Source organism: Antribacter gilvus, from assembly GCF_003946865.1.
GTDB lineage: Bacteria > Actinomycetota > Actinomycetes > Actinomycetales > Cellulomonadaceae > Antribacter > Antribacter gilvus.
In genome coordinates, this window is the sequence record NZ_QXTH01000010.1 from 166,714 (window position 1) to 190,337 (window position 23,624).

19 protein-coding genes and 1 pseudogene are annotated in these 23,624 nt (G+C 71.7%); 7 read left to right on the forward strand and 13 right to left on the reverse strand.

Annotation, left to right across the window (positions count from 1 at the left end; genetic code table 11):
- Positions 1-13: 13 nt before the first annotated feature.
- From D1350_RS24950 to D1350_RS17880, 3 genes and pseudogenes are all read right to left on the reverse strand, one after another.
- A pseudogene (locus D1350_RS24950) lies at positions 14-166 on the reverse strand (hypothetical protein); the annotation flags it as partial.
- 166 nt (positions 167-332) lie between these two features.
- Entirely contained in the window at positions 333-1,322 is a 990-nt protein-coding gene (locus D1350_RS17875; RefSeq protein ID WP_125777393.1) for a hypothetical protein, read from the reverse strand.
- Positions 1,323-1,346: 24 nt separating this feature from the next.
- Positions 1,347-1,706, reverse strand: a complete 360-nt coding sequence (locus tag D1350_RS17880; protein WP_125777394.1) for an MmcQ/YjbR family DNA-binding protein — start codon at positions 1,704-1,706, stop codon at positions 1,347-1,349.
- A gap of 110 nt (positions 1,707-1,816) precedes the next feature.
- Between D1350_RS17880 and D1350_RS17885 the strand changes: the two genes are divergently transcribed.
- Positions 1,817-2,668 carry an alpha/beta fold hydrolase gene (locus tag D1350_RS17885; protein WP_125777395.1) on the forward strand — a complete coding sequence of 284 codons (852 nt, stop codon included), beginning with the start codon at positions 1,817-1,819 and terminating at the stop codon, positions 2,666-2,668.
- An 86-nt stretch (positions 2,669-2,754) separates the two neighbouring features.
- Here the strand turns inward: D1350_RS17885 and D1350_RS23835 are convergent, their stop codons facing one another.
- Positions 2,755-3,642, reverse strand: a complete 888-nt coding sequence (locus tag D1350_RS23835; RefSeq protein ID WP_164545216.1) for a phosphotransferase — start codon at positions 3,640-3,642, stop codon at positions 2,755-2,757.
- Between the two features lie 117 nt (positions 3,643-3,759).
- Between D1350_RS23835 and D1350_RS23840 the strand changes: the two genes are divergently transcribed.
- The gene (locus tag D1350_RS23840; RefSeq protein WP_164545217.1) at positions 3,760-4,578 is read left to right on the forward strand and encodes a DUF7878 domain-containing protein; all 819 of its coding nucleotides are present in this window, start codon (positions 3,760-3,762) and stop codon (positions 4,576-4,578) included.
- A 377-nt stretch (positions 4,579-4,955) separates the two neighbouring features.
- On the opposite strand, the gene D1350_RS17895 is transcribed toward D1350_RS23840, so the two are convergent.
- The 6 genes from D1350_RS17895 to D1350_RS17920 form a co-directional block, all read right to left on the reverse strand.
- Complete coding sequence (locus D1350_RS17895) at positions 4,956-6,167, reverse strand: vWA domain-containing protein (protein ID WP_125777397.1); 1,212 nt, start codon at positions 6,165-6,167, stop codon at positions 4,956-4,958.
- On the reverse strand, positions 6,167-7,354 hold the full coding sequence (locus tag D1350_RS17900; RefSeq protein ID WP_125777398.1) for an AAA family ATPase: 1,188 nt from the start codon (positions 7,352-7,354) through the stop codon (positions 6,167-6,169). The genes D1350_RS17895 and D1350_RS17900 overlap by 1 nt, the downstream gene beginning before the upstream one ends.
- Before the next feature lie 61 nt (positions 7,355-7,415).
- Positions 7,416-8,780 carry a hypothetical protein gene (locus D1350_RS17905; RefSeq protein WP_206074593.1) on the reverse strand — a complete coding sequence of 455 codons (1,365 nt, stop codon included), beginning with the start codon at positions 8,778-8,780 and terminating at the stop codon, positions 7,416-7,418.
- A gap of 108 nt (positions 8,781-8,888) precedes the next feature.
- Positions 8,889-9,839 carry a hypothetical protein gene (locus tag D1350_RS17910; RefSeq protein WP_125777400.1) on the reverse strand — a complete coding sequence of 317 codons (951 nt, stop codon included), beginning with the start codon at positions 9,837-9,839 and terminating at the stop codon, positions 8,889-8,891.
- Positions 9,840-9,894: 55 nt separating this feature from the next.
- A complete protein-coding gene (locus D1350_RS17915) occupies positions 9,895-12,636 on the reverse strand; it encodes a VWA domain-containing protein (RefSeq protein ID WP_125777401.1) in 2,742 nt (913 codons plus the stop codon).
- A gap of 90 nt (positions 12,637-12,726) precedes the next feature.
- On the reverse strand, positions 12,727-13,359 hold the full coding sequence (locus D1350_RS17920; protein ID WP_125777402.1) for a TetR/AcrR family transcriptional regulator: 633 nt from the start codon (positions 13,357-13,359) through the stop codon (positions 12,727-12,729).
- 93 nt (positions 13,360-13,452) lie between these two features.
- Here D1350_RS17920 and D1350_RS17925 point away from each other — a divergent pair, with 93 nt between their 5' ends.
- Genes D1350_RS17925 through D1350_RS17935 form a run of 3 tightly spaced genes read left to right on the forward strand, consistent with a single transcriptional unit; the run spans position 13,453 to position 16,769 of the window.
- Entirely contained in the window at positions 13,453-15,714 is a 2,262-nt protein-coding gene (locus D1350_RS17925; protein WP_125777403.1) for an MMPL family transporter, read from the forward strand.
- A complete protein-coding gene (locus tag D1350_RS17930) occupies positions 15,714-16,100 on the forward strand; it encodes a hypothetical protein (protein WP_125777404.1) in 387 nt (128 codons plus the stop codon). Before D1350_RS17925 ends, D1350_RS17930 begins: the two co-directional genes overlap by 1 nt.
- A 27-nt stretch (positions 16,101-16,127) precedes the next feature.
- A complete protein-coding gene (locus tag D1350_RS17935; RefSeq protein WP_125777405.1) occupies positions 16,128-16,769 on the forward strand; it encodes an SRPBCC family protein in 642 nt (213 codons plus the stop codon).
- Here the strand turns inward: D1350_RS17935 and D1350_RS17940 are convergent.
- Positions 16,754-20,032 carry a bifunctional [glutamine synthetase] adenylyltransferase/[glutamine synthetase]-adenylyl-L-tyrosine phosphorylase gene (locus D1350_RS17940; protein WP_125777406.1) on the reverse strand — a complete coding sequence of 1,093 codons (3,279 nt, stop codon included), beginning with the start codon at positions 20,030-20,032 and terminating at the stop codon, positions 16,754-16,756. The two genes, D1350_RS17935 and D1350_RS17940, sit on opposite strands and share 16 nt — an antisense overlap.
- A 144-nt stretch (positions 20,033-20,176) precedes the next feature.
- A complete protein-coding gene (gene glnA / locus D1350_RS17945) occupies positions 20,177-21,514 on the reverse strand; it encodes a type I glutamate--ammonia ligase (protein WP_125777407.1) in 1,338 nt (445 codons plus the stop codon).
- A gap of 177 nt (positions 21,515-21,691) precedes the next feature.
- On the opposite strand from glnA, the gene panB reads away from it, so the two are divergent.
- A complete protein-coding gene (gene panB, locus D1350_RS17950) occupies positions 21,692-22,525 on the forward strand; it encodes a 3-methyl-2-oxobutanoate hydroxymethyltransferase (RefSeq protein ID WP_125777408.1) in 834 nt (277 codons plus the stop codon).
- A 26-nt stretch (positions 22,526-22,551) separates the two neighbouring features.
- Here panB and D1350_RS17955 read toward each other — a convergent pair whose 3' ends face one another.
- The gene (locus D1350_RS17955) at positions 22,552-22,737 is read right to left on the reverse strand and encodes an SPOR domain-containing protein (protein WP_125777409.1); all 186 of its coding nucleotides are present in this window, start codon (positions 22,735-22,737) and stop codon (positions 22,552-22,554) included.
- 69 nt (positions 22,738-22,806) lie between these two features.
- On the opposite strand from D1350_RS17955, the gene ppgK reads away from it, so the two are divergent.
- On the forward strand, positions 22,807-23,574 hold the full coding sequence (gene ppgK / locus D1350_RS17960; RefSeq protein ID WP_125777410.1) for a polyphosphate--glucose phosphotransferase: 768 nt from the start codon (positions 22,807-22,809) through the stop codon (positions 23,572-23,574).
- Positions 23,575-23,624: the final 50 nt, after the last annotated feature.

The window sequence follows — 23,624 nt, forward strand, 5'->3', positions numbered from 1 at the left end:
TGTAGCAGTTCCCTCATCGAGAGCACGACGGCGTCTGCTCCGGCGTCGCGCAGGGCTGTGGCGCGTTCGGGGTGCTTGGCGTACCGACCGCGCGTCTGCCGACTGCTCGGGCGACCTGCATGTCCGTCACGGTGTCTCCGATGAGCACCGTGTCGGTGGCGTCGAGGTTGAGGACGTCGAGGCGGCCTCGACCACGAGGGGGTGGGGCTTCATCAGGTTAGGTCGATAGCACGAGCGGCCCAGGATCGCGACCACCAGCTTGTCCAGATCCCACCGGTCCAGGTAGGCCTGGATAGCTTCCGAGGCGTTGCGCTGGTTACCCGTTCGAGCACTCATCGCCCTCTTCTCGTCGGCTCGTACCAAGCCCATGCGGGCCCCGCTACCGCCGGAAGACTGGTGTACTCAGCGTCGATCGCACGAACCTGCGCAGACCATGTCGACGGCGGCTGCTGCAGCGTGGCCACAACCTCGTCGACCAGGTCTGTAAGACGCCGTCCTTCGATCGTGAAGTGCAAAAACACCTGGTAGGCATGGTCGGCGGTCACGAGCCCCACCCGATACACCGACGGATCGTCGTAGGTAGGTGCCGCCCACTGCGCCACGAGGCCGGAATCGGCGAGCGCCTCGACGCCCACCCGCTCGAGAACGAGCCTTTCGGCCGTCTCCTTGTCCGTCTCCCAGGACAGGTCGGCAGCCGCCCGGGCGACCTCGGCGTCGTAGTGCGCAGCGTCGAAAGTCACGCCGAGGCTTACCGGTGCCTCCTTGAACCAGTCCCAGTGCACCACGTCACCGTCCCGCCGGATCCGGACATCTGTGGCCCCACAGCCGTAGAAGCCGCACTCACACCGAGCGATCGGAACCATCGCGGCCTCGGACGTCGCAACGAGGCGGTTCACAGGGATCAGGAGGTCCTTCGGCCCCAGGCCCAGCCCCGCACCGAGGGATGTCATCTCAATGCCGTCGATGTACACCTCAACCGCAAAGTCGCCGTCCGTGTCGGCGGGCACCACCTGGAGTCGGATCGAATCCGCCCTCCGGCGTGGCACCTCCGAGCCGTCGTCGTATACAGCGACTGGCGGTGCGATCGTGCCGAGCGACGGCAGTGCGAACTCGGCGACGACCACGTCGACCAGGTCTCGAAGCTCGTCTCTGTCGTCAGGGGGCGCCATCGCCAGCTTGCGTAGCGAAGCGGAGTCCAAACCATCCGCGAGGGCCTGGGCTGCGGCATTCACCAGGACCTGGTTCTCTGTGGCCGGCTCTGTCGACCACCGCGTCGCGGTGTCATAGAACTGCACACGGGATGACTGAGGTCCGCTCTTCACATAGCCATTGTCGGGGTCTCGCCGTCAGCCGGGACCGCCGGGATGCGACAGATCATAGGCTCGGGAGACCTTCTGGGGAACGACCATGCGCCACGCGTCGACGACCAGCTCGCGAGCCTCGGTCCGGTCGAGTGACCGCAGGTCGGCGTGGACCCAGTTGAAGCGCAGGTCCGACTCCGACGGCAACTGAAACTTGTGCGGCTCGCTCGCCACCAGCGCCGCCCGCTCCTCCTTGGGGAACGCGAAGCCCATCACGCGCTCGTCGAGTGAGAATGCCACGTAGACGATCTGCTTGACGCGGAACTTCAACCTGCCGCGTACGTACACCTCGTACGAACGCTCCAGCTCGGCACCCAGGGGCCGAACGTCCTCGATCAAGGCCATGGTCAGAATCCGATGTCCGCTCCCTGTACAACACGTACACAGGGTCGACCGCGACGACGGCCCGGACTCATCGGCCGATGAGTCCTGCCATGTCACACGGTCTCCCAGATATGGAGACACTACTTCCGGTCGGCGACATCGAGCTGTGCGTCGACACCGTCGGCTCGCCAACTGACATACCACTGCTGCTGATCGGCACCACCGTCGCCTCCTGGGACGACACGTTCGTGGAGCGGCTCACCGGCCGGTTCGTCATCCGCTACGACCTGCGGGACGCCGGCCGATCGACCACAGTCGACCCCGACTCGCCCGGTTATTCGCTGCGCGACCTCGTCACCGACGCCGCCGGTGTGCTCGACGGGCTCGGCGTCGCCCGCGCACACGTCGTGGGCATGGCGACCGGTGGATTCATCGCACAGCTCCTGGCACTGGACCACCCGTCCCGGGTCGCCTCTCTCGTGCTGATCGGCGCCCGTCCGGTCGCGCCCGGCCCGGTCGACGACGACCTGCCCGAGCATGCCCCGGAAATCCTTCACTACTTCGGCAGCGCTCCCCCGGTCGACTGGACCGATCGCACGTCGATCCTTGACGGCGCAGTGGCCGGGGCCCGCGCGTTCTCGGGCTCGCCCCAGTTCGACGCGACGGAAGCCCGCGCCCACGCGGCCGGTGTCCTCGATCGCTCGGGTCCGCACCCGGCGTCGGCGCGCAACGGCCTCCTGAGCACGGTGTTCTCGGCGCTGGACTGCACGCCACGCTGGCGCGAGCGGCTCCCCGAGGTCATCGCACCGACGCTGGTGGTCCACGGCGCAGCCGACCCGTTCTTCCCGGTGGGCAACGCGCAGGCGCTGGCAGACGAGATCCCCGGCGCAACCCTGCTGGTCCTCGACGAGGTCGGCGCGGAGCTCCCCAGCCGGGTCCACGCGGAGGTGGCCGCGGCAGTGCTCGCGCACACGGCGCGGTAGGTACCCCGGCGACCAGGACGGTGTTCCCCCATTGAGCGTCAGACGGGGAACAACTTCCTGGTCGCCGGTGGCGCTTACTCGCGGACCTACGCGTCGCGCGCCGTGACGTGGCCCGCCAGGATCCGCCCGAGGAACCACATCGCTTCCTTCACGTAATCGAGCGAGTGGTTGACGTGAACGGCTTCCGGGCGGGCGGCGTCGAGCGCAGCGTGCGCCAGCGCCCACCCGACCTCGCGCACCATGTTCATGTACTTGAAGTCGTGCAGCGCCGCCGCGTGCTGGTCGTCGTACTCCCCGAAGTACGCCTCGATGAGCAGGCGGTCCTCGTCAGGGGTGTAGCCCTCGTGGAAGGCCGGCGTCGCCAGGTCGAAGTACACGTTCCCGACGCCGGAGAGCTCCCAGTCCAGGACCGTCAGCCTGCCGTCGTCGGCGATGACGTTGAAGCGGTAGAAGTCGTTGTGGCAGTACGCCTCGCCGTCACCACGGGCGGCTGCGCGCGCCTCGATAGCGTCGACCTCGCGCAGCACTCCGTCCAGGCCGTCAGGCATCGGAAAGCCCAGGCTGCGTGCGCCATCCAGATAGGTGCGCACGAGCCAGAACGGGTCGGACCGCCGGGCCACACCCTCGATCGCATGCACCTCTTTGAGGACGCGGGCCATCTCACGGATGTACCGCGGCTCGTGAGTCTGCTCCGGCGTGAGCAGCTCGCCCGGGACGAGCGCCGTCAGGAGGTAGTCGTCCGCCGCGGCCAGCACCTCTGGCGCAACGCCGCGCACAGCCGCCGCCTGGATCGCGGCCGCCTCAGCCGTTCTACTCAGACCTAGGACATCGTTCTGGTGCCCGTTCAGGCGCAAGACGGCGTCGACCGGACCGCCGGTCACCCGGTAGGTCTCGTTCGAATAGCCGCCGTTCAGAGGCTCCGCCACCGCGGCAGGCAGGCCAGCTTCGGAAAGGATTTCGACGACGTCTCGCATGTGGCGCTCCTGATGGACGCGGTGTGGGTCATTGAGTATCCCGAGCATCGGGGTGCGGAGCCAAACCGCACCGCCATCCGGAGACAGGACCACCTCCCTGACCGAGACGGTGCCGCCATGATCTATGCCGAGGAGGCCTTTCCGGTGGCAGAACTCGCATGGGCGCTGGAGCAGTGGTCTGTCACGGACGAGGAGCCCCGTGACGACTTCGAGTTCGACTCGATGTCGTTCGACGTGCCGGGCGCCGTGAGGCTGACACGCACGAACGACGGTTGGATCGCTCACTCGTGCTTCGAAGACGTCGTGACGGCGCCCCGACCGTGGACTGAGGTACACGACGAACTCAACGCTTTCGTCGAGGCCGTCAAAATCGACACAGCGGTCACAGTTCGTGATGCCACAGGCTCGATGGCCGCTGCGATCCTTGCGATGGTGCGAGCGTTCGACATGTCCCTCGTGGAAGCGAAAGAGTCCGTCATCGATGCGGTCGGCGGCCTCAATCCGGTCGACCAGCGCCTCCACGAAGCGCTCCATCGATACCTCTCGGGAGATGCGGGAATGCGCGCAACTGTTCTGGCGGTCGCCGACGACACGTCCTCGGCCGTTGAGATCGAAGGCCCAGCCGGCCGACTACGTGGGACCTGGGTCGGCCCGTTACCGGGTCCCGGAGATGTGGTGGACGTCGAAGTGGACGTTGAGCCCTGCTCGTGGACCGACGTCCTTATCGCTGCTGAGAGCACGGACGTGCCAGAGCCAACCGTAGGCGCCTGGCTCCATGGCGTCGTCGAACGAATCGATCCTGATGGCGTTCTGGTGCTCCGCTCCGGTCGAGCGATCACCCTCGTAGAAATGACCGGTCCCCAACGCGTGGACGCGCTCGGAGCAACCGTCGCCCTTCCTGCCATCGGGACGCGTCTCTTTCCCGTCCAGTTCTGACTGCTCGACCGCGAGACTCCTTGGGGCGGCAGTTCGGCGCCTGTAGTCTCGCCGCCTGCGCCGGCGCAGGACAGCCCAGGAGAAGAAGCAGCTCAGCCTCACGAGGGACCGCCGGAACGTCTACAGCGAGAACGACAAGGCGTCGCGCAAGAACATCGCCCGTAGCAAAGCCTTCGTCAACCGCGCCAACCGGCACGCCGACAGTCAGGCGCTGATCAGCGGAACGGGCCCAGCCGACGCAGAGACCGCAGACAGCGTCGAGCAGACCGTTCGTGGACGCCGTCGCAAGGTCTGGCGCACGTGGCCCGACCTCCCGCTCGGTGCACTTCTCGAGCTCAGGCGACTCCCCCAGCAGCCCTGACGCGCATCCCGCACCCTCACCCCAGACGGACGACACGCGCCCAGTCCGGCGGGGGCTCCGGTTGGTAGTCGCGGGTCTCCTTCCACCGGCTGGGCCGGGGAAACAGGCCCACGACCGTCCGGCACGGTGGCCGAGCACTTGGCCAGCCTGTCTGACCGTCGGTGAGCACGACGATCGCGTCCGGACGCGGCGTGCGGCTCAGCGCTCCGGCAACTCCCGCGCGCAGATCGGTGCCGCCACCGCCGACCAGCGGTACGCCCTCGACCTGGCACAGTGGCCCGACGGTCTGGACCGCCGCATCGCACGACAGCACGGTCACGAGGTCCCGTCGTCCGCCGACGGCCCTGAGGATCGCCATGACCTCGAGCAGCGCGCTGCCGAGCTCGTCGTCGCTGACCGACCCCGACGTATCGATCACCACGCTCACGCGGGGCGGCCTGCGACGCAGGCTGGGCAGCACCACACCGGGAACCGACGCCGCTCTCCGGGCGGGCCGACCATAGGTGTAGTCGTCACCCACCCCGCCGCTGGTGACAGCCGAACGGATCGCAGCGCCGAGCAGGTCGCGCCACGGCTGAGGCGGGTGGACGACGTCGTTGGCCCAGCGCCGCCAACCCGACGGCGCACTGCCCGGGGCACCGATCAAGCCCTGCGCCACCCGAAACCGGACGGTCTCTCGCTCGGACTCGGTCAGGCCGTGGGCCCCATCCGGCCCGAGCTCCCAGGGACGGGCCATCCCGTCGGCGCCGCTCCCGCAGTCGTGCCAGGCATAGGGCCCGGTCAGCGGGCCGAGGCTGATGTCGCCGACATACTCCTCCAGGAGGAGTCCCGACGTCAGATGCAAGGCCTGCGCGGTGACAGCCCCGGAGGGCATGGGGAGGGCGTCGTCGTAGATGTCGTCGTTGATCTCGCAGTCCGCCGCGAGGTTGATCCGGAATCGACCTCCGGGACCGTCCAGCCCGTGTCGCGCGACGAGCTGGTCACCGCGCGTGTGGTGGTTGCGCAGCAGGTGGGAGACCTCGTGCACCCAGACACCCGCCAGGTCCTCGACAGTCGTACGCTCCACAAAACCTGGCGAGACGTAGCAGCGCCAGTGTCGGTCGACCGCCATGGTCGGCACCGTCTGCGACGGCTGAACGCTGAGTGCGAACAGCGCCGCCGCGAGGAACGGGAGGGCCTGGCAGGCCAGGAGCCTGGCGGCGTAGAGCTTCTCGGTGTCCAGCTCCATCAGGCGCCCACGGGCAGCAGGCCGGCGCGCTTGCCCAGCGGCACCGCGATCGCCAGTCTCTCGATCGAGGCGGGCACGTCCCAGCCCGGCTGTCGTAACGCGGACAGCGTCATCACCGGTGTCACGAGGAGGTCCGGAGCACCGGTCTCGAGCGCACGGACGAGCACCACCCACGCCGCGTGCCAACGTGCCTCGTCGGGCCGCTTCTTGACGGCGAGCACCACCGCGTCGAGAACCGCCAGGCGCAGGTCGCCCCGGTCGGGCAGCCTCGCCGACGCCGGATCGGCGAGGAGCGTCTCAGGATCGGGCAGGTCGAGCCGGTCGATCGATGCCAGCAGCTCGAACCCGGGCCCGTCGCCGACCGTCCCCTTCACCAAGAGCGAGAGCACATCGCGCTCGGCACCCGCGGCCGTCGCGAAGGCCACGAGACGCAGCGCCATCTCCCAGCTGCGCGGCGAGGGCCACGCACCTCCACGACGAGTTTCCGTGGTCGGCATCTGGTGCATCAAGGCCGGCCTGGCGTCCAGGAACGTGCAGACGGCGCGACGGGCGAACGCGACGGCCTCGTCGAGACGCTCAGGCTCGAGCTGGGGCAGAACGGCTCGGGGCCAGGTACCCCCGAGACCACGTACGACGACGTCGTGGTCGTGCCGCCAGGGCAGGTGCACGAACCTGTTCGCCAGAGGCGGGCTCAGTTCCCAACCGTCAGCCGCCGACGAACGGGGGTTCGCTGCGGCGACGATACGGACGCCGTCGGGCAGCCGGAGCGCGCCGACCTGGCGCTCGAGCACCACCCGCAGGAGCGCGGCCTGCACCGCGGGCGGCGCGGTCGACAGCTCGTCGAGGAACAGCAGCCCTCGCCCCGCCTCCACGAGGCGCACAGCCCAGTCCGGAGGTGCCATCGGCACCCCGAGGCGCGCCGGGTCGTCCCCGACCACCGGCAGGCCGTTGAAGTCGGAGGGTTCGTGCACGCTCGCGATCACTGTGGTGAGCGGGAGGTCGAGCGACGTCGCGAGCTGGGTGATCGCAGAGGTCTTGCCGATTCCCGGCTCACCCCACAGCAGCACGGGGATGTCAGCGGCGACGGCCAGCGTCAGCGCGGTGAGCTGGGGATCCTGGCGCGGCTCGGTGGTGGTGGCGCTCAGCATCGTGAGCAGGTCGGCGGCAACGGAAAGCTGAGAAGTCATAGATCACCTTGGGAAGTCGTGGGTGGAGGACCGGCGGGCGGGCGTGCGACAGCCCGCGCAGTCAGTGGGTCGAGGTGAGGAGGCGCCGGCTGTAGCGGTCGCGCTGCTTGTACGGGGTGGCTTGTGCGACGCGTTGGGCGCGGGAGCTTCGCCCAGACCCGGGAAGGTCGTCGCCCTGGCCAGGTCCACGAGGCACTGGGGAGAGCCCCGCTCGGAACAGGCCGTACGCGATCCGACCCTCGACGGCAGCGACCAGCTCGTCCTGGAGGGCACCCGAGCGAAGCACTGCCTCGTGCCCGAGGACTGCCTCGACAGCGGAAAGGGCGGCCTCAGAGTCGCCGTGGTCCAGCCGAGCACGGATGTCCGACAGCTCGGTCGGGCTGCGATACAGCTGGTCGATGACCTGCAGGCAGGGAAGCGGCGTGCCCGTGAGGGTCGCCAACAGCTCCTCGCGCCGGATCTCGTCCGGCGCGTGGTCGAGCGCTGTGAGCACTCCGTCGACCAGCTCCAGGCGATGGAGCGCGCCGCGGCACTCCACGATCCGCGTCCTCTGCCCGGCGACCTCATGGCGGCCACGCGGTCCACCGACGCCGAGCGCCTCCGCGACCAGCGGATGCAGCGCACCCGGCGAGATCAGCCCTGCTCGTAGCAACTGGATGTCCGGCGGTATCCAGGTGGCCGCATCAGGAAGCACCGGCAGGTTCGCCGTCGCCGGCCTGTCTGGGATTGTGCCGGTCAACTCGAGCGGACCGGTGCCGCTCGCTCGCACGATCGCCTGCCGCCGCCAGCCCAGGCGGACCACGACCGCGTCGTCGGCGACACTGTCGGCCTGCAGCAGGATTGCCGCCTCGGCGGCCCACCTCTCGACAGCCCAGTCCTGGGGCACGTCGGTGGACTTGTCGCGGTGGGCGATGGCGAACCCTGAGCGCTCGGCCAGCTCCGCCGTGCGCCGGGCGTCCCAGAGGTGCCGGTGCAGATCGAGCCGGTACCTCGGGTCGGGATGCGGGTGCGGGTGCCGGTCGGTGCCACCGTCCCACCACGCGAGGATCATCCGCTGCCCCGCCGCGGCCCATGCTGGCGGCGTGCGCAGGACGAGGTGGGTCGGTGGCCCGTCGGCTCGCGGATAGCGGGCCAACGAGAGGGTCAGGCCCGGTCGCAGCAGGCCGTCCGGCAGGACGCGCGGCAGGTGCCACCGCAGGAGATCAGGGGCGAGGTGCCGGAGGTCCTGTCGGACCTGTGCGGCGAGCTCGGTCCCATGGGTCCGGCGCATGGCCGGAAGGTCGACGTCGACATCGACGCGGGCAACCGAACAAGCCGCCGCCCAGTCACCGACGAGACGGCGGGCGGTTGCCTTCTCGATCATCGGCGGCGGTACGGCGTACTCGCGTATCCGCTGCCAGTAGAAGAGGCGGGATCCCTCGTTCACGGGTGAGCGCATCAGCACTCACCGGGAGTGAACTGGGCCCCCAATCTGTTGCTCGTGAGGATTCTCATCGCCGGGGAGCCTAGCAGAACAGTTCGCTCACCTGGGGACTCACCGGCGACGCAGGGCTCCCGCCACGCACACCCCCACCAGCACGGCCATCGCCCCGCCCAGCAGCGGATCGAGGCCGCCTCCCAGCACCGACTCCGCCCCCAGCACCACCGCCGGGAGCACCGCGAGCACGAGCGCCGCATCGAGCGGCTTGCACAGCATGATCCCCGCCTGGAGCGGCAGGATCGGCAGGGCGATACAGGTGGTCGCGATCAGCGCGGTAGGCCCGAGCCGGTCGAGCGTCACGCCCCCGGCCAGGGCCGGGATGGCCAGGAAGCCCGACACGACCCAGGCCAGGTGGAACCTGCTCGCCGCGAGCTCGAGCGCGGTGAACCCCTGCCTCGCGAACCGGTGCGAGGTCACGAGCACCCCGGCCACGCCGCCGCCGGCCACCACGCACAGCGCGATGCCCAGCACGGTCTCCCCCGGCGTCTGCCCCACCTGAGCCGAGATCGAGATCCACGCGATCCCGGCACAGACGGCAAGCACGATGCCGGGATAGCCCCGGCCCGCGGGACGCCGCACAGCGGCTGCGGCAACCAGCGCGACGACGATCGGTGCCGTGCCGACCTCCAGCACGGACGCCGCGGTCGGCGGCACGAGTGTGACGGCCACATAGAAGGCCCCGAACGCGGCCGCCGTGAAGGCGTTGGCCACGACGACGTCCCGCCATCGAGCCCGAGGGCGCAGTCGCCCCGCTCCGACGCTCCGCCGTCGGACCACGAGAAGTGCGGCCACCGAGGCCAAGGCCACGACGAGGAAGGCGACGAAGGTCGCGAAGGTCGCCAGGTCCTGGGGAACAGCCTGGCCGACGACGGCGGTGCCTGTGCCCTGCCAGAGCACCGCGAGGGCAACGAGCCCGAGACCGAGCCGCTCCCGTGAGGTGCGAGCCGCACCCCTCGTGGCAGGAGCCGGGCTGTCGTCCTTGAGGGCGGGGCGCTCGATGGCCACGCTCCAGTGTCCCGGCGACGCACCGGGCGGTCTTGCACATTCGTGATCGAGAGCCTCAGCCCCCCGCCCCCGGCGCGCTCGCCGCCGCCGTCGGCTCCGACGGGCAGTCGTACCTGGGGGTGGTCAGCGACCTGGCCTCCCGGCTCGGCAGGTCTGCCGCGCCACCGGGGCTGCCGAAGTTGCCGAACACGGCGAGCAGGACGTCCTCGACCTTCTTCTCGTCGGTCGACGCGCGGTAGAACCGCGCGTCCGTACGCTCGGCGATCTCGCCCAGCAGGCACTCGTCGGTCTCTCTCCCGTACGGGACGGTGTAGATGCGGACCTCGCGCTCGGGCTCGTCGATCGTCGTGATCAGGGCGTCGACCTGCTCCTGCGTGGCGGGCGGCTTGTTCACCCCGTCGGTGAGCAGCACCACGGCCTGGACCTTCTCGTCGTCGCGGCTCGTGGGGAACTTGGCCTCCAGCGCCTCGTGGGCGGCGATGGTGGCGTTGACGAGCGCCGTTCCCGACCCAGACGGCTCCAGAGTGTCGATGACGGCGTGCAACGACGCACCGTCGCCCACCGGCTGGAAGTCCGTCACCGGGACGGGCCCGTCGGCGAACGTCCAGACGGCCACCTCGTCGCTCGGGTCGAGGAGGTCGAGCGCACGGTGGGAGGCCGCCTTGACGTCGTCGAGCGGCCCTCCGGACATCGACAGCGACGTGTCGAGCAGGAGCAGCACCTGCGCGTTCTTCCGCACCCCGTCCCACTGCGTGCGCATCGCGTCCAGCACCGTCGCGTCGGGAACGGCGATGCTCGTGGATCGCTCGGCCGCCGTCGTCCCGCGGAGCTGGTCCGTCCGCGTGAGCGGGTCACCCGGCCGCCGGAAGCCGGCGTCGAGGAACTGCTCCTGCTGCGCGTCGTCGGTCAGGTAGGCGAAGAACGCGTCGGCGACGGCGCGCTGGGCAGGGCCGATCCCGGGCATCAGCAAGTACGGGTGGTCGAGCACCACGGTGCCTTCGAGCGGCTGCAGGGCGTCGAGGCTCGTCAGGGCCTCGTGCTCGCGCTCCCCCGATCCGCAGTCCGCGTCAGCACCGTCGGGCTTGTCCAGGTTGTACGAGTGGATCATCTGTTCCTGGAGGACGAGCGCGTCCACGGGCGCCGTCTTGCCGCAGTAGATGTCCTCGAGGTACTGGGTCGCCTCCTGGCCGTAGCTGGCCACCGAGGACTCGACGTCACGCACCCAGCCCACGACCTCGGGGTCGTGCACCAGGTCGACCGTCACCCCGTCGTGCTCCCCCGGGAGGGCCTTCACCGCCGCGTCGTAGACGGCGACGGTCGTCGCGAGCCCCGAGGTCGAGTACAGCGGGACGTCGCGCCCCAGCACGAAGTCCTCGCTCTCGGCGTCCCGCTTCAGCTCGGCCCAGGACATGGTCGGCGGGTTGCCCGGGGCGCTGGGTACGGCGATCGCCATGACGCTCGCCGTGACCGAGCCGAGGTTCTCACTCTCGATCCCCCTCGAGGAGCCCAGCAGCTCCGACCACATCGACGACGTCGGCATCCACACCGCCGGGGCCGGCGGCTGCGGCGGTTCATCGCTCTCGATCGTCTTGGCGACGATGTCCTGGTCCCAGCGCTCGGCGCTCGCGAGCGCCTCCATGGCTCCGCCGGACGTCAGGCCCGCGGCCTGCACGTCCACGCACCGGCCGTCGACGGTCTCCGTCGCGTTGAACTCCTGGGCGAGGTCCTTGACCAGGTCGTCCTTCTCGGTCGAGATGCTCACCGGCAGGACGATGCACGGGCCGGTCGCCACGGGTGGCCGGAGGATGCCGAGGGCGCCCAGCACGAGAAGGGTCGCCACGACGGACGCCGCGACGGTGCCGCCCACCACGACGGTCGGGCGGTGCTGCCTGCCCCAGCCCACGACCTGCGCGGGGGCCGTGCGCAGCTGGTCCCGCACCTTGCCGGCCCAGCGCAGGACGGCCTCGACGACGACTCGCGCGATCCGCTGCGGACGCCGTGCGGGGACGTTCAGGCCCTCGAACACGCTGGCGGCGAGGGCGCGTGCCTCGAAGCGGCCCTCGCGGGACGCCGCCTCGACCATCATGCCGACGACGCGCCCCGAGGTGACCTCGACGACCGGGGCGCCGCAGAACCCTGGCCGGGGGCCGGTGACGCCGCCGTGGTCGCCCTCGATCTGGAGCCACCGGCCGTCGACGGTCCCCCGCACGTGCCCGGAGACCCACGTCTCTCCAGCCTGCCCGGCGCCGGTGTCGGCGTACCCGAAGAGCGAGACGGCCGTCCCGGCCGCGGGCCGCCCGAACCGGAACGGCAGCACGCTGCGGGGCACCCGGTCGGCCTCGTGGACCTCGAGCGCGACGACGTCGCTGTCCGGGTCCTGGGTGCCGCACCGCACCTGCCGCTGGACGACGCCGTCCCCCTCGCCGAGGTGCGGGAACGTGACGGTGAACCACAGGGACAGCGGGTTCCTGTCCTTCGCGACGCGCTCCAGCACGTCCCAGGACGTCAGGACCCGGCGAGGCGAGACGACGAAGCCGAGGCCCACCGGGACGCCGTCGTCCACGATGGTGACGACCGCCTTGCTCCAGCGCTCCTGGCGCGCCCGGGCCCGGGCGCCCGGGGTGGAGAACTCCTGGAGCTGAGCGGCGAGCTCGCCCGCGAGCGTGCACGCGAGGGCGAGCCAGAGCAAGGGGGAGGTGAACGCCTCGCCGAGGTTGCCGTCGACCCGTTCGATGGCCACACCACCGAGCACCGCGGTCAGCGCGAGTCCGACGGATCTCGCGATCTGCTTCCCCATGCGTCCGCCTTCGTCCGGAACGTCCCTGACCGGAGACTAGCGGCTGGGGTCTGGGCCTGCCCGGATGAAGTCGGCGTGCTCGGGAGCCGGTCAGTCCCTCTCGAGGTCGGTCACGTAGGCGCTCAGCATGCGCTTCACCTCGGCGATCATCACAGGCTGGTCGGCGGGACGCGCCGTGGTGACCGACGGCAGCGCCGCCTGGAACACCTGGATCATCAGGTGCGCGGCCAGGTTCAGCTCGACCGGCGACCGGTCCGGCAGCCGCAGGGTCAGGAGCTGGACCACCCGCCCGAGGAGCGCCTCGTGGACGGGCCTCACCGCCGCCGACAGGCCGGGCGGCATGTCCGGCCGCGCCAGCAGCGCCTTGAAGCCCGGGTTCGCCAGGTTGACGGCCAGGATGGGGTCGACGACGCGGTCGATCAGCTCGCGCGCGGGCATGCCGGCGGCCTCCGCCGGGTCGAACGCGGCCTCGTGCGCCGCCCGCAGCCCGTCCGCGTACCCGCCGGCCAGGGCGGCGGCGATCTCGTCCTTGTTGCGGAAGTACTGGTAGAGCGAACCGGGCGAGATTCCGGCCTCCGCCGCGATCGCGTTGGTGGTGGTCTTCTCGTACCCCTCGGACGCCAGCACGCGCGCCGCGGCAGCCAGGATCTCGGCGATGCGGCGCTCGCCGCGCGCCTGACGCCGACGCGGCGTGGCGCCCTCCGGCTCGCCCTGCTCGTCCACAGCTTCCTCCCGACCCGTTGACAAACACGAGCACCTGCTCGCATTCTAGATACGAGTCATTGCTCGCCTTCATCCTAGACCCGGGGAGCCCCCGTGCTCGGTCGCCTCGCGACGCAACGCCCTGTCCACGTCCTCGTCGTGTCCGTGCTGGTCCTCCTGGCATCGCTGGCCGTCGCGGCCACCACCATCGACTCCCTCTCCCTCAACCGCTACGAGGCCCCGGGGTCGGAGTCCGCATCGGCCCGGTCGGCCCTCGCCGCACGCTTCGGCACCGGCAGCCCCAACGTCGCGATCCTGGTCTCCCCCCGGTCAGGAACGGTGGACGACGCCGGACTGGTCGCCCTGGGCGGCAACCTCACCCAGGCGGTCGCCTCCTTCCCCGGCGTGGGCGACGCCTGGTCCGCGTGGAGCCCCGCGGCGCCCGAGACGCTCGTCGGCGCGGGGCGCCGCACCGCCCTGGTCCTCGCCTGGGTCCCGGGCGACGCCGACCACGTGCGGGGCGAGGTGCTGCCCGCGCTCGAGGCCGACGTCGTCGAGCGTTTCCGCACCGACGACGTCGAGGTGACCCTCGGCGGCGCCGACGAGGTCTTCCGGATCGTCGCCGGCCAGGCGCGCACCGACTTCCTGCGCGCCGAGCTGATCGTCATCCCCCTGGTGCTGCTGCTCCTGTGGCTCGTGTACCGCCGGCTCGCGCCCGCCCTCGCCACGCTGGGCGTCGGCCTGTTCGCCGTCGCGGGGAGCCTCGCCCTTCTCCGCCTCGTCGTGACCTTCACGGACGTCTCGACGTTCGCGGCCAACGTCTCGCTCGTCATGGGTATCGGCCTGGGCGTCGACTACGGCCTCTTCATGATCTACCGCTACCGGGAGGAGATCGCTGCCGGGCGAGATCCTGCGGAGGCCGTCCGGCTGACGGTCGCCGGGGCGGGCCGCACCGTGCTGTTCAGCGGGCTGACCGTCGCCGCCGCCCTGGCCGTGCTGTTCGTCTTCCCGTTCCCGTTCCTGTCGTCGTTCGCCTACGCGGGGATCGCGGTGGTCCTCTGCGCGGTGCTCGGCGCGACCGTGGTGCTCCCCGCTCTCCTCCGGGTGGCTGGGCACCGGATGCTCCGCCGGAGCCGGGGCGCACCTCAGGCAGGTGCCCGTACGGCAACCACGGAAGGGTTCTGGTTCCGGGTGGCGTCCGGGGTCGTGCGGCGTCCGGTCCTGACGGGCGGCGCCGGGCTCGTCGTGCTGCTCCTGCTCGGCGCGCCCACGCTCGGGCTGACCTTCGGCTCCCCCGACGACCGTGTGCTCAACGACAGCGGCCAGCCGGTACGCGCCATGTACGACACCGTCCGTGCCGACTTCGCCGCCGAGGACGCCGACTCGCTCTCGGTGGTCGTCCTGGACACGGGCGGCTCCCCGGACGGCGATGATGTCGCCGCCTACGCCGCGAGCCTGTCGGCGATCCAGGGCGTCGCCCGCGTCGACTCCGCCGCCGGGGCCTTCGTCGACGGCGTGCGCACCGGGCCAGCGGGACCGTACGGCGCCGACCGTTTCACGGACGACGCCGCGACCTGGCTGTCCGTCCTGCCGACCAGCGAACGTCTCGCTCAGGACCCGGTCGGCCTGGTGCACGCGGTCCGCGGCGCGGAGGCGCCGTTCGACGTCCTCGTGGGCGGGTACCCGGCCGAGCTCGCCGACTACCGCGACGGGGTCGTCGACCGGCTGCCGCTCGTCGGCACGCTCATCCTGGTGGTGACGTTCCTCGTGCTCTTCCTCATGACCGGCAGCGTCGTGGCGCCGTTGACCGCCACCGTGCTGAACCTGCTGTCGCTCTCGGTCATGTTCGGCGTCGTGGTGTGGGGCTTCCAGGAAGGCGGCCTCGCTCCCCTCCTCGGGTTCACCCCCACCGGGTCCGTGGAACCGAGCATCCTGCTGCTCATGTTCTGCATCGCCTACGGGCTGAGCATGGACTACGAGGTCTTCCTGCTGTCCCGCGTCCAGGAGGAGTACGCCCGCACCGGCGACGTGGTCGGGTCCGTGCCCGCCGGGATCGGTCGATCGGCGCCGCTCGTCACGGCCGCCGCCCTGATCCTGGCCACGTCGTTCGCCGTCTACGCCACCAGCGAGGTCTCGTTCCTGCAGCAGCTCGGCATCGGCATGGCGCTCGCGGTCGCGGTGGACGCGACCCTCATCCGGGGGCTGCTCGTCCCGGCGACGCTCCGCCTGACCGGACGGGCGAGCTGGTGGGCTCCGCCGCCGCTCCGCGCCCTGCACGCACGGCTCGGCCTCGGCGAACGCCCTGTGGAACCAGCAACCGAGACCGCGCCACCTCGACCCGTACGCGTGGCACAGCCCACCGGGAGGACCTCCTGATGGACGCCCTCCGCACGGCCCGCGTGGTTGCCGCGATCCAGGCCACCGTGATGGCCGTCTTCCTCGCCGCCTCCGGCGCCCTCAGGGCCGACAACCCGTTCGCGGTCCCGGACGCGCTCCTGACCCTCCTGCTGGCGGTCGCGGCCTGCCTCCCCGCCCGCTGGGCCGCGCCGTCGCTCATCTTCTCCTTCGCTCTGGCCGTCGGCGTGTGGACGGTCTCGTTGTCCCACTACGCCGTGCGGGGCGACCTCGTCGACGGGCTCAACCATCTCCCCCTCGTCGCGTCGGCCGTTGTCCAGAGCGTCGTCCTCGCGCGACACCTCAGCCGGTCGCGAACCGGGCGTCCCGAGGAAATCCGGCCGCACAACGTGCCGGCCACGACCTGAGCAAGCCCCCCACGAGAAAGGACTGATGTGCGCACACGAACCCGCCTGCTGATCGCGATCGCAGTGCTCGCCGTCGCCGGGACAACGGCCGTCACCTGGGCAGCGGCCCCACCCTCGAACCCGCCCGGCTACGCCGGACCGCGACCGGAGCCGGCCACGGCGCCGGACGGATACGTGACGCTCACCGAGGAGGTCGAGGTCTCCGTCCGACCCGACGAGTTCCTGACGTGGGTCAAGGCTCCGAGCCAGGACCTCGGCGACCTCGTGGAGGCCGGGGACGACGCGACCCGGGTGGTGCGCACCGAGCACCTGATCGGCACCTGGGACCCGGCGAGCGACCGATCGGGCGACCGACGCCGCGTCGAGTTCGCCACCGGTCATTTCCTCGCCGAGGAGGTCCTCGCCGACACCCCGTCGAGGTTCCGGTACGTCACCTGGGGATTCACGGACCTGCGCCAGCGAGTGGCGGTGCACTACGCCGTCGCCGAGTTCGCCTATGCGCCGACACCCGCAGGCACCCGCATCACCTGGACCTACTCGTTCATGCCGACGGCCGACGTGCTGCGCCCACTGGTCGCGCAGACCGTGCGGGGCACTGTCGACACCATGATGCGCGGCACGCTCGATGCCTGGAAGGCGGGAGCCGAGGCAGCCTATCCCGCCCCGTAGAACAGCCGCTCCACCACGGTCCGCGCGCGCCGCGACGTGCGCAGGTACGTCTCCTCCAGCTCAGCACCGGACCCCAGGTCGCCGAGGAGCCTCGCGATCGCCGTGAGCGCCGCCCGGTCGTGCGGCAGCAGGTCGACGGACGCACCGGTGGTACGACCGGACCACAGCACGATCGCGGACCGGAGCCGCGACGCGAGGTGCCAGGCGTCACGGAGCGCGGCGGCGTCCACGGGGTCCACCAGCCCGGCGGACTCCGCGGCCGCGAGCGCCGCCATCGACCCGGTGGTCCGGAGCTCGGGTACGGCGGCGGCGTGCTGGAGCTGGAGGAGCTGGACGGTCCATTCGACGTCGGCGAGGCCGCCGCGCCCGAGCTTGAGGTGCCGAGCCGGTTCGGCGCCGCGCGGGAGCCGCTCGGACTCGACGCGGGCCTTGATGCGTCGTACCTCCCGCACGACCGCGGGGTCGAGCCCTCCGGCCGGGTAGCGGAGCGGGTCCACGAGGGCCGTGAAGCGCTCGCCGAGCGAGAGCCCGCCCGCGGCGCCGGGTCCGAAGCGGCCGGTCTCGTCGTCGGGCGCCGCCGGGACCGCGTCGGCGGGGGCCAAGGCCCCGGCGTCCCCCGCCTCGGCCACCCGGTGCAGCGTCCCGGACAGGGGCCGGGCCCGCAGCAGCGCCTGGGCCTCCCACGGCGACGACCAGCGCTCGTAGTACTCGGCGTAGGACGCGAAGGACCGCACGAGCGGCCCGCTGCGTCCTTCGGGCCGCAGGTCTGCGTCGACGGGCAGCGCGGGCTCGGGTCCCATCGCGGACAGCAGCTTGCGCAGGTGCGTCGCCACGGCGAGGGCGTAGTCGCCGGCGGCGCGGTCGGTCGCGCCGGACGCCGGCTCGTACACGAACATGACGTCGGCGTCGGACCCGTAGCCCATCTCCTGCCCGCCGAGCCGCCCCATGGCGACGACGAGGAGCCGTGCCGGCTCGTCGCCGCGGGCCAGCCCGCGCTCGGCCCGCGCCTGGAACTCGGCGATGCGCAGCCCGCCCGCCAGCACCACGTCGGCGGCGTCGGAGATCGCTCGGGCCGCCCGGACGGCGTCGAGCAGCCCGAGCACCTCCCCGACACCGGTCCGGGCCAGCTCGCGGCGCCGGAGCGCCCGCAGCGACACGGTCGCCTGCCCGGTCTCGGTCGCGCGCCGCAGGATCGCGTCCGCCTCGTTGGCGAGCCGGTCGACGCCGCGCGGCTCGAGCCCGGCCGTCTCCGCGAGCCACTGCACGGACTCGGGCGAGCGGGCGAGAGCGTCGGACAGGTAGCGGGACGAGGCGAGCACCTGGGCAAGCCGGGCGGCGGCGGCCTCGGAGTCCCGGAGGAGGCGCAGGTACCAGGGCGTGGAGCCGAGCTCCTCGGAGAGGCGGCGGAAGGCGAGCAGCCCTGCGTCAGGGTCCGCACCCTCGGCGAACCAGCCGAGGAGCACCGGCAGGAGCTGCCGCTGGATCGCAGCGCGTCGCGACACGCCCTCGGTCAGCGCGGTGACGTGCCGCAGCGCCCCTGCGGGGTCCCGGTAGCCGATGGCCGCGAACCGGGCCACGGCCGCCTCGGGAGCGAGCGACAGCTCGTCGTCGGACAGCTGGGCCGTGGCCGGCAGCAGCGGCCGGTAGAAGAGCGCCTCGTGCAGGGTGCGCACCTCGCGCCGCACGGCACGCCACCGCTTGTCGAGCTCGGCGGCCCCCGTGTGGCCGAGGGCGCGCGCCAGCCGGCGCAGGTCGGCGTCCCCCGTGGGAAGAAGGTGCGTGCGACGCAGCCGGAACAGCTGGATCCGGTGCTCGAGGACCCGCAGGAACCGGTAGCACTCGGCCATCTTCACCGCGTGCTCACGCCCCACGTACCCGCCGGCGGCGAGCGCGCTGAGGGCGTCCAGGGTGGTGCGACTGCGGATCGACTCGTCCGTGCGCCCGTGCACGAGCTGCAGCAGCTGCACGGTGAACTCGACGTCCCGCAGGCCGCCCGCCCCGAGCTTGATCTGCCGCTCCGCCTCCGCGGCCGGTACGTTGTCCTCCACGCGGCGCCGCATCGCCTGCGCGTCCACGACGAAGTTCTCCCGCGTCACGGCGCGCCACACGAACGGCTCGATCGCCTCCCGGTACTCCTGCCCGAGCGCCAGGTCCCCAGCCACCGGACGCGACTTGAGCAGCGCCTGGAACTCCCACGTGCTGGCCCAGCGCTCGTAGTACGCCAGGTGGCTGGCGAGCGTCCGCGTCAGGGGCCCCTGCTTGCCTTCCGGCCGCAGCGCGGCGTCCACCTGCCAGAGCGGCGGTTCCGCCGACGTCGCCGAGCAGACCCGCGCGAGCCCCGTCGCGAGCCGCGCACCGACCCGCAGCGCCTCGCCTTCCTCCACGCCCTCCTCGGGCTCGGCGACGTAGACCACGTCCACGTCCGACACGTAGTTCAGCTCACGCCCGCCCGTCTTGCCCATGCCGATCACGGCGAGGCGGACGCCGGCCCCGTGGTCGGGAAGCTCGGAGCGCGCGATCGCGAGCGCCGCCTCGAGCGCCGCGGCGGCGAGGTCCGCGAGCGCCGCCGCGACAGCCGTCAGCACGGCGGCCGGGTCGGGCGCGGTCACGTCGGTCGCCGCGATGCGCAGGAGCCGTGCCCGGTAGGCCCGGCGCAACGAGTCGGTGTACGACGACGGCCGCGCACCCGGGTGCACCACCCCGGCCGGGGTGCCGGGCCGGCCGGGCGCCTGGGTCCCGGCGACGGGGGCTTTCTCGTGCGGGTCCGCGTCGACCGCCCGGAGCAGCTCGGCCCGTACCTCGGCCGGGTCCACGCCTGTCCCCGGTGCCAGGTCCTCGACCACGTCGAGCAGCTCGGGATGGCGCACCAGCTCGTCGCCGAGGGCGGTCGACGCGCCGAGGACCCCGAGCAGACGGGCCCGGGCGTCCGGTTCGCCGTCGGGCACAGAGCCCGCCTCTGGCAGGAGCAGGGGGCGCAACCGCCGGCCGGCGCTCGCCGCGAGGCGGACGAGCTGGAGGAGGGCGAGGTCGGGGTCGGCCGTGTGGCCGATGGCGCGCAGCAGCGCGGCGGGCTCCGGACCCAGCTCGACCGAGGCGCCGTCGGGCCCACGGCCGTCCGGGCCGCTGTCCGCGGCGGCCTCGGGCCGCCCGTCGCGGACCGCCACCAGCTCCGGGTCCTGCCAGAGCGCGGCGGAGCGCGACAGGTCGGCGAAGCCCGCCCTGATCAGGTGGGTCGTCAGCGTCTCGGGTCGGCGGCTCTGCACGGTCCGACCCTACCGACCCGCCCCGCCCGCCCGCCGAGGCGGTGCCTCCGTCGGACGAACGCACTACCTCGCGAACTGAACCCCGCCGAGGTAGTGCCTCCGTCGGACGGAGGCACTACCTGGGCGGGGTGTGGGGGCACGGGCCTACAGGAACTGGAGGAAGCGCTCCAGCTCGTACGGCGTGACCTGGGCCGAGTAGGCGTCCCACTCCTGGCGCTTGTTGCGCAGGAAGTACTGGAACACGTGCTCGCCCAGCGTCTCGGCGAGGAGCTCGGACTTCTCCATGACCTCGATCGCCTCGTTGAGGTTGCGCGGCAGGGGCGTGATGCCCAGCGCGCGACGCTCGGACCCGGTCAGCTCCCAGACGTCGTCCTCGGTGGCCTCGGGGAGCTCGTAGCCCTCCTCGATGCCCTTGAGGCCCGCGGCGAGCATCACCGCGAACGCGAGGTACGGGTTGGCCGCGGAGTCGAGCGCGCGGTACTCCACGCGGGACGAGTTGCCCTTGCCCGGCTTGTACATGGGCACGCGCACGAGCGCCGACCGGTTGTTGTGGCCCCAGGAGACGTACGACGGCGCCTCCTGGCCGCCCCAGAGGCGCTTGTACGAGTTGACGTACTGGTTCGTGATCGCCGTGATCTCGCCGGCGTGGACGAGCAGGCCCGCGATGAACTGGCGCGCCGTCTTGGACAGCTCGTACTGGGCGCCCGGCTCGTGGAAGGCGTTGCGGTCGTCCTCGAAGAGCGACATGTGCGTGTGCATGCCCGAACCCGGCTCGTTCGCGAGCGGCTTCGGCATGAACGACGCGAACACGCCCTGCTCGAGCGCGACCTCCTTGACGACCGTGCGGAACGTCATGAGGTTGTCGGCCGTGGTGAGGGCGTCGGCGTAGCGCAGGTCGATCTCGTTCTGGCCCGGGCCGGCCTCGTGGTGGGAGAACTCCACCGAGATGCCCATGGACTCCAGCATCGTGATGGCGGCGCGGCGGAAGTCGTGGGTCGATCCGCGGGCCAGGTGGTCGAAGTAGCCGCCGCGGTCCACCGGGACGAGCTTCTCCTCCGTGGAGGAGATCTGGTTGAAGAGGTAGAACTCGACCTCGGGGTGCGTGTAGAAGGTGAACCCCTTGTCGCTCGCCCGGGCCAGCGCACGCTTCAGCACGTTGCGCGAGTCCGCGAGGGACGGCTCGCCGTCGGGCGTCAGGATGTCGCAGAACATGCGGCCCGTGCCGTGCCGGTCGCCGCGCCACGGCAGCACCTGGAACGTGGTGGGGTCCGGCTTGGCGATCATGTCGGCCTCGAACACTCGAGTGAGGCCCTCGATGGCGCTCCCGTCGAACCCGATGCCCTCGGAGAACGCCGACTCGAGCTCTGCGGGCGCGACCGCGACCGACTTCAGCACGCCGAGCACGTCGGTGAACCAGAGCCGGATGAAGCGGATGTCGCGCTCCTCGACCGTGCGGAGCACGAACTCCTGCTGCCTGTCCATGGGGCCTATCCTGCACCAGATCCTGTTACGGGCGCGTATACCGGAGGCCACGAGATGATCGTGCGCCGCGTCACACCGGTGACCCCGCCAGACGCACGGGGCCGGGCGCGAGCCCGGGCATAGGCTGTGAGTGGCATCCACGGGCACCGACGCCCGCCCCTCGACCGCAGGAGGACCATGTCCGCGCACAACCCGCCCGCCGCCGGCTCGCCCAAGAAGGTGCGCGTGCACCACCTCGCCGAGGCCAAGGCGCGCGGCGAGCGGATCACCATGCTCACCGCGTACGACGCGGTCACCGCGGCGATCTTCGACGCCGCCGGGCTGGACCTCCTGCTGGTCGGCGACTCGATCGGCAACGTGATGCACGGGCACTCGTCGACGATCCCCGTCACCGTGGACGACATGATCCCGCCGGCCCGCGCCGTCGCCCGGGCGGCGAAGCGGGCGCTCGTCGTGGTCGACCTGCCGTTCGGCTCGTACGAGGCGGGCGCGCAGCAGGCGCTCGAGACGGGGGTGCGGATCTTCAAGGAGACCGGCGCCGCAGCGGTCAAGCTCGAGGGCGGACGGCGGAGCGTGGCGCAGATCCGCGCGCTGACCGACGCGGGTATCCCCGTCGTCGGCCACCTCGGCTACACGCCGCAGTCCGAGAACCTGCTCGGCGGCCCGCGCGTCCAGGGCCGGGGCGACGAGGCCGTCGAGGCCCTGTCCGCCGACGCCAAGGCTGTCGAGGAGGCCGGCGCGATCGCCGTCGTGCTCGAGATGGTGCCCGTCGACGCCGCCGCCCGGATCACCGAGATCCTGCGGATCCCCACCATCGGCATCGGCGCGGGGCCCGCCTGCGACGGCCAGGTGCTCGTCTGGACCGACATGGCCGGGATGACGGACTGGTCGCCCCGCTTCGCCAAGCGCTACGCCGAGCTGGGCGCCGTGCTCCAGCGCGCGGCGGCCGACTACGTCGAGGAGGTCAAGGAAGGCTCCTTCCCGGACGAGGCGCACTCCTTCCAGAAGTAGCGCGCCGCCCGGTCTGCCCGCCGCGCTCAGTCCTTGCGCCAGGTACCTTCCTCGTCCTCCCAGACGTCGTTGCGCACCCGCGCGCGCTCGAGCGCCTGCTCGGCCTCCTCGCGGGTGGCGTACGGGCCCATGAGGTGGTTCCAGGTCGATCGACGACCCGTCTCGACCTCGCCCGTCTCGGTGTTGTACCAGTACTGCGTGTCGTCGCTCATGAGACGATCCTTGCACCAGGCCGTGTGCGGCGCGCCGCCGGACACGCCCCCACTCGAAGCGGAGAAGCCTTGTCGGGACATCGTGACCAGACCACCCAGCTGGCGTTCGGCATCGACATCGGCGGATCGGGCATCAAGGGCGCGCCCGTCGACCTCGCGACAGGGACGTTCGCGCAGGACCGCACCCGGATCCCCACCCCTGCCCCCTCGACGCCGCAGGCGGTAGCGGCCGTCCTCGCCGACCTCATCGGCGGGTATCACCTGCCGGACGACGTACCGGTCGGCGTCGCCTTCCCGGCGCCCATGCAGCACGGGGTGGTCCGGTCGATCGCCAACCTCGACGCCTCCTGGACCGGCGTCGACCTACCTGCGCTGGTCGAGCGCGCCACGGGCCGGCACGCCGTCGCGGTGAACGACGCCGACGCCGCCGGGGTCGGCGAGCTGCGCTACGGCGCCGCCCGCCAGTCCGACGGGGTGGTCCTCTTGACCACCCTCGGCACCGGGATCGGTTCCGCGCTCTTCGTCGACGGCAGGCTCGTGCCCAACACGGAGCTCGGCCACCTCGAGATCGACGGGCACGACGCCGAGTCCCGCGCCGCAGACTCCGCCCGCGAGCGCGAGAACCTCTCGTGGGACGCCTGGGCCCAGCGGCTTCAGCGCTACTTCGGCGTGGTCGAGGACCTGCTCTCCCCCGACCTGATCGTGATCGGCGGCGGGGTCAGCAAGCACCACGAGAAGTACCTGCCGCTGCTCCACCTGCGGGCGCCCGTGGTGCCCGCCCAGCTGCGCAACGCCGCGGGGATCGTCGGGGCGGCGTCTCTGGCGGCCGACGCCTGACGGCATGGAGCGGGCCCCCACGTCCTCGACGTGGGGGCCCGCTCCATGCT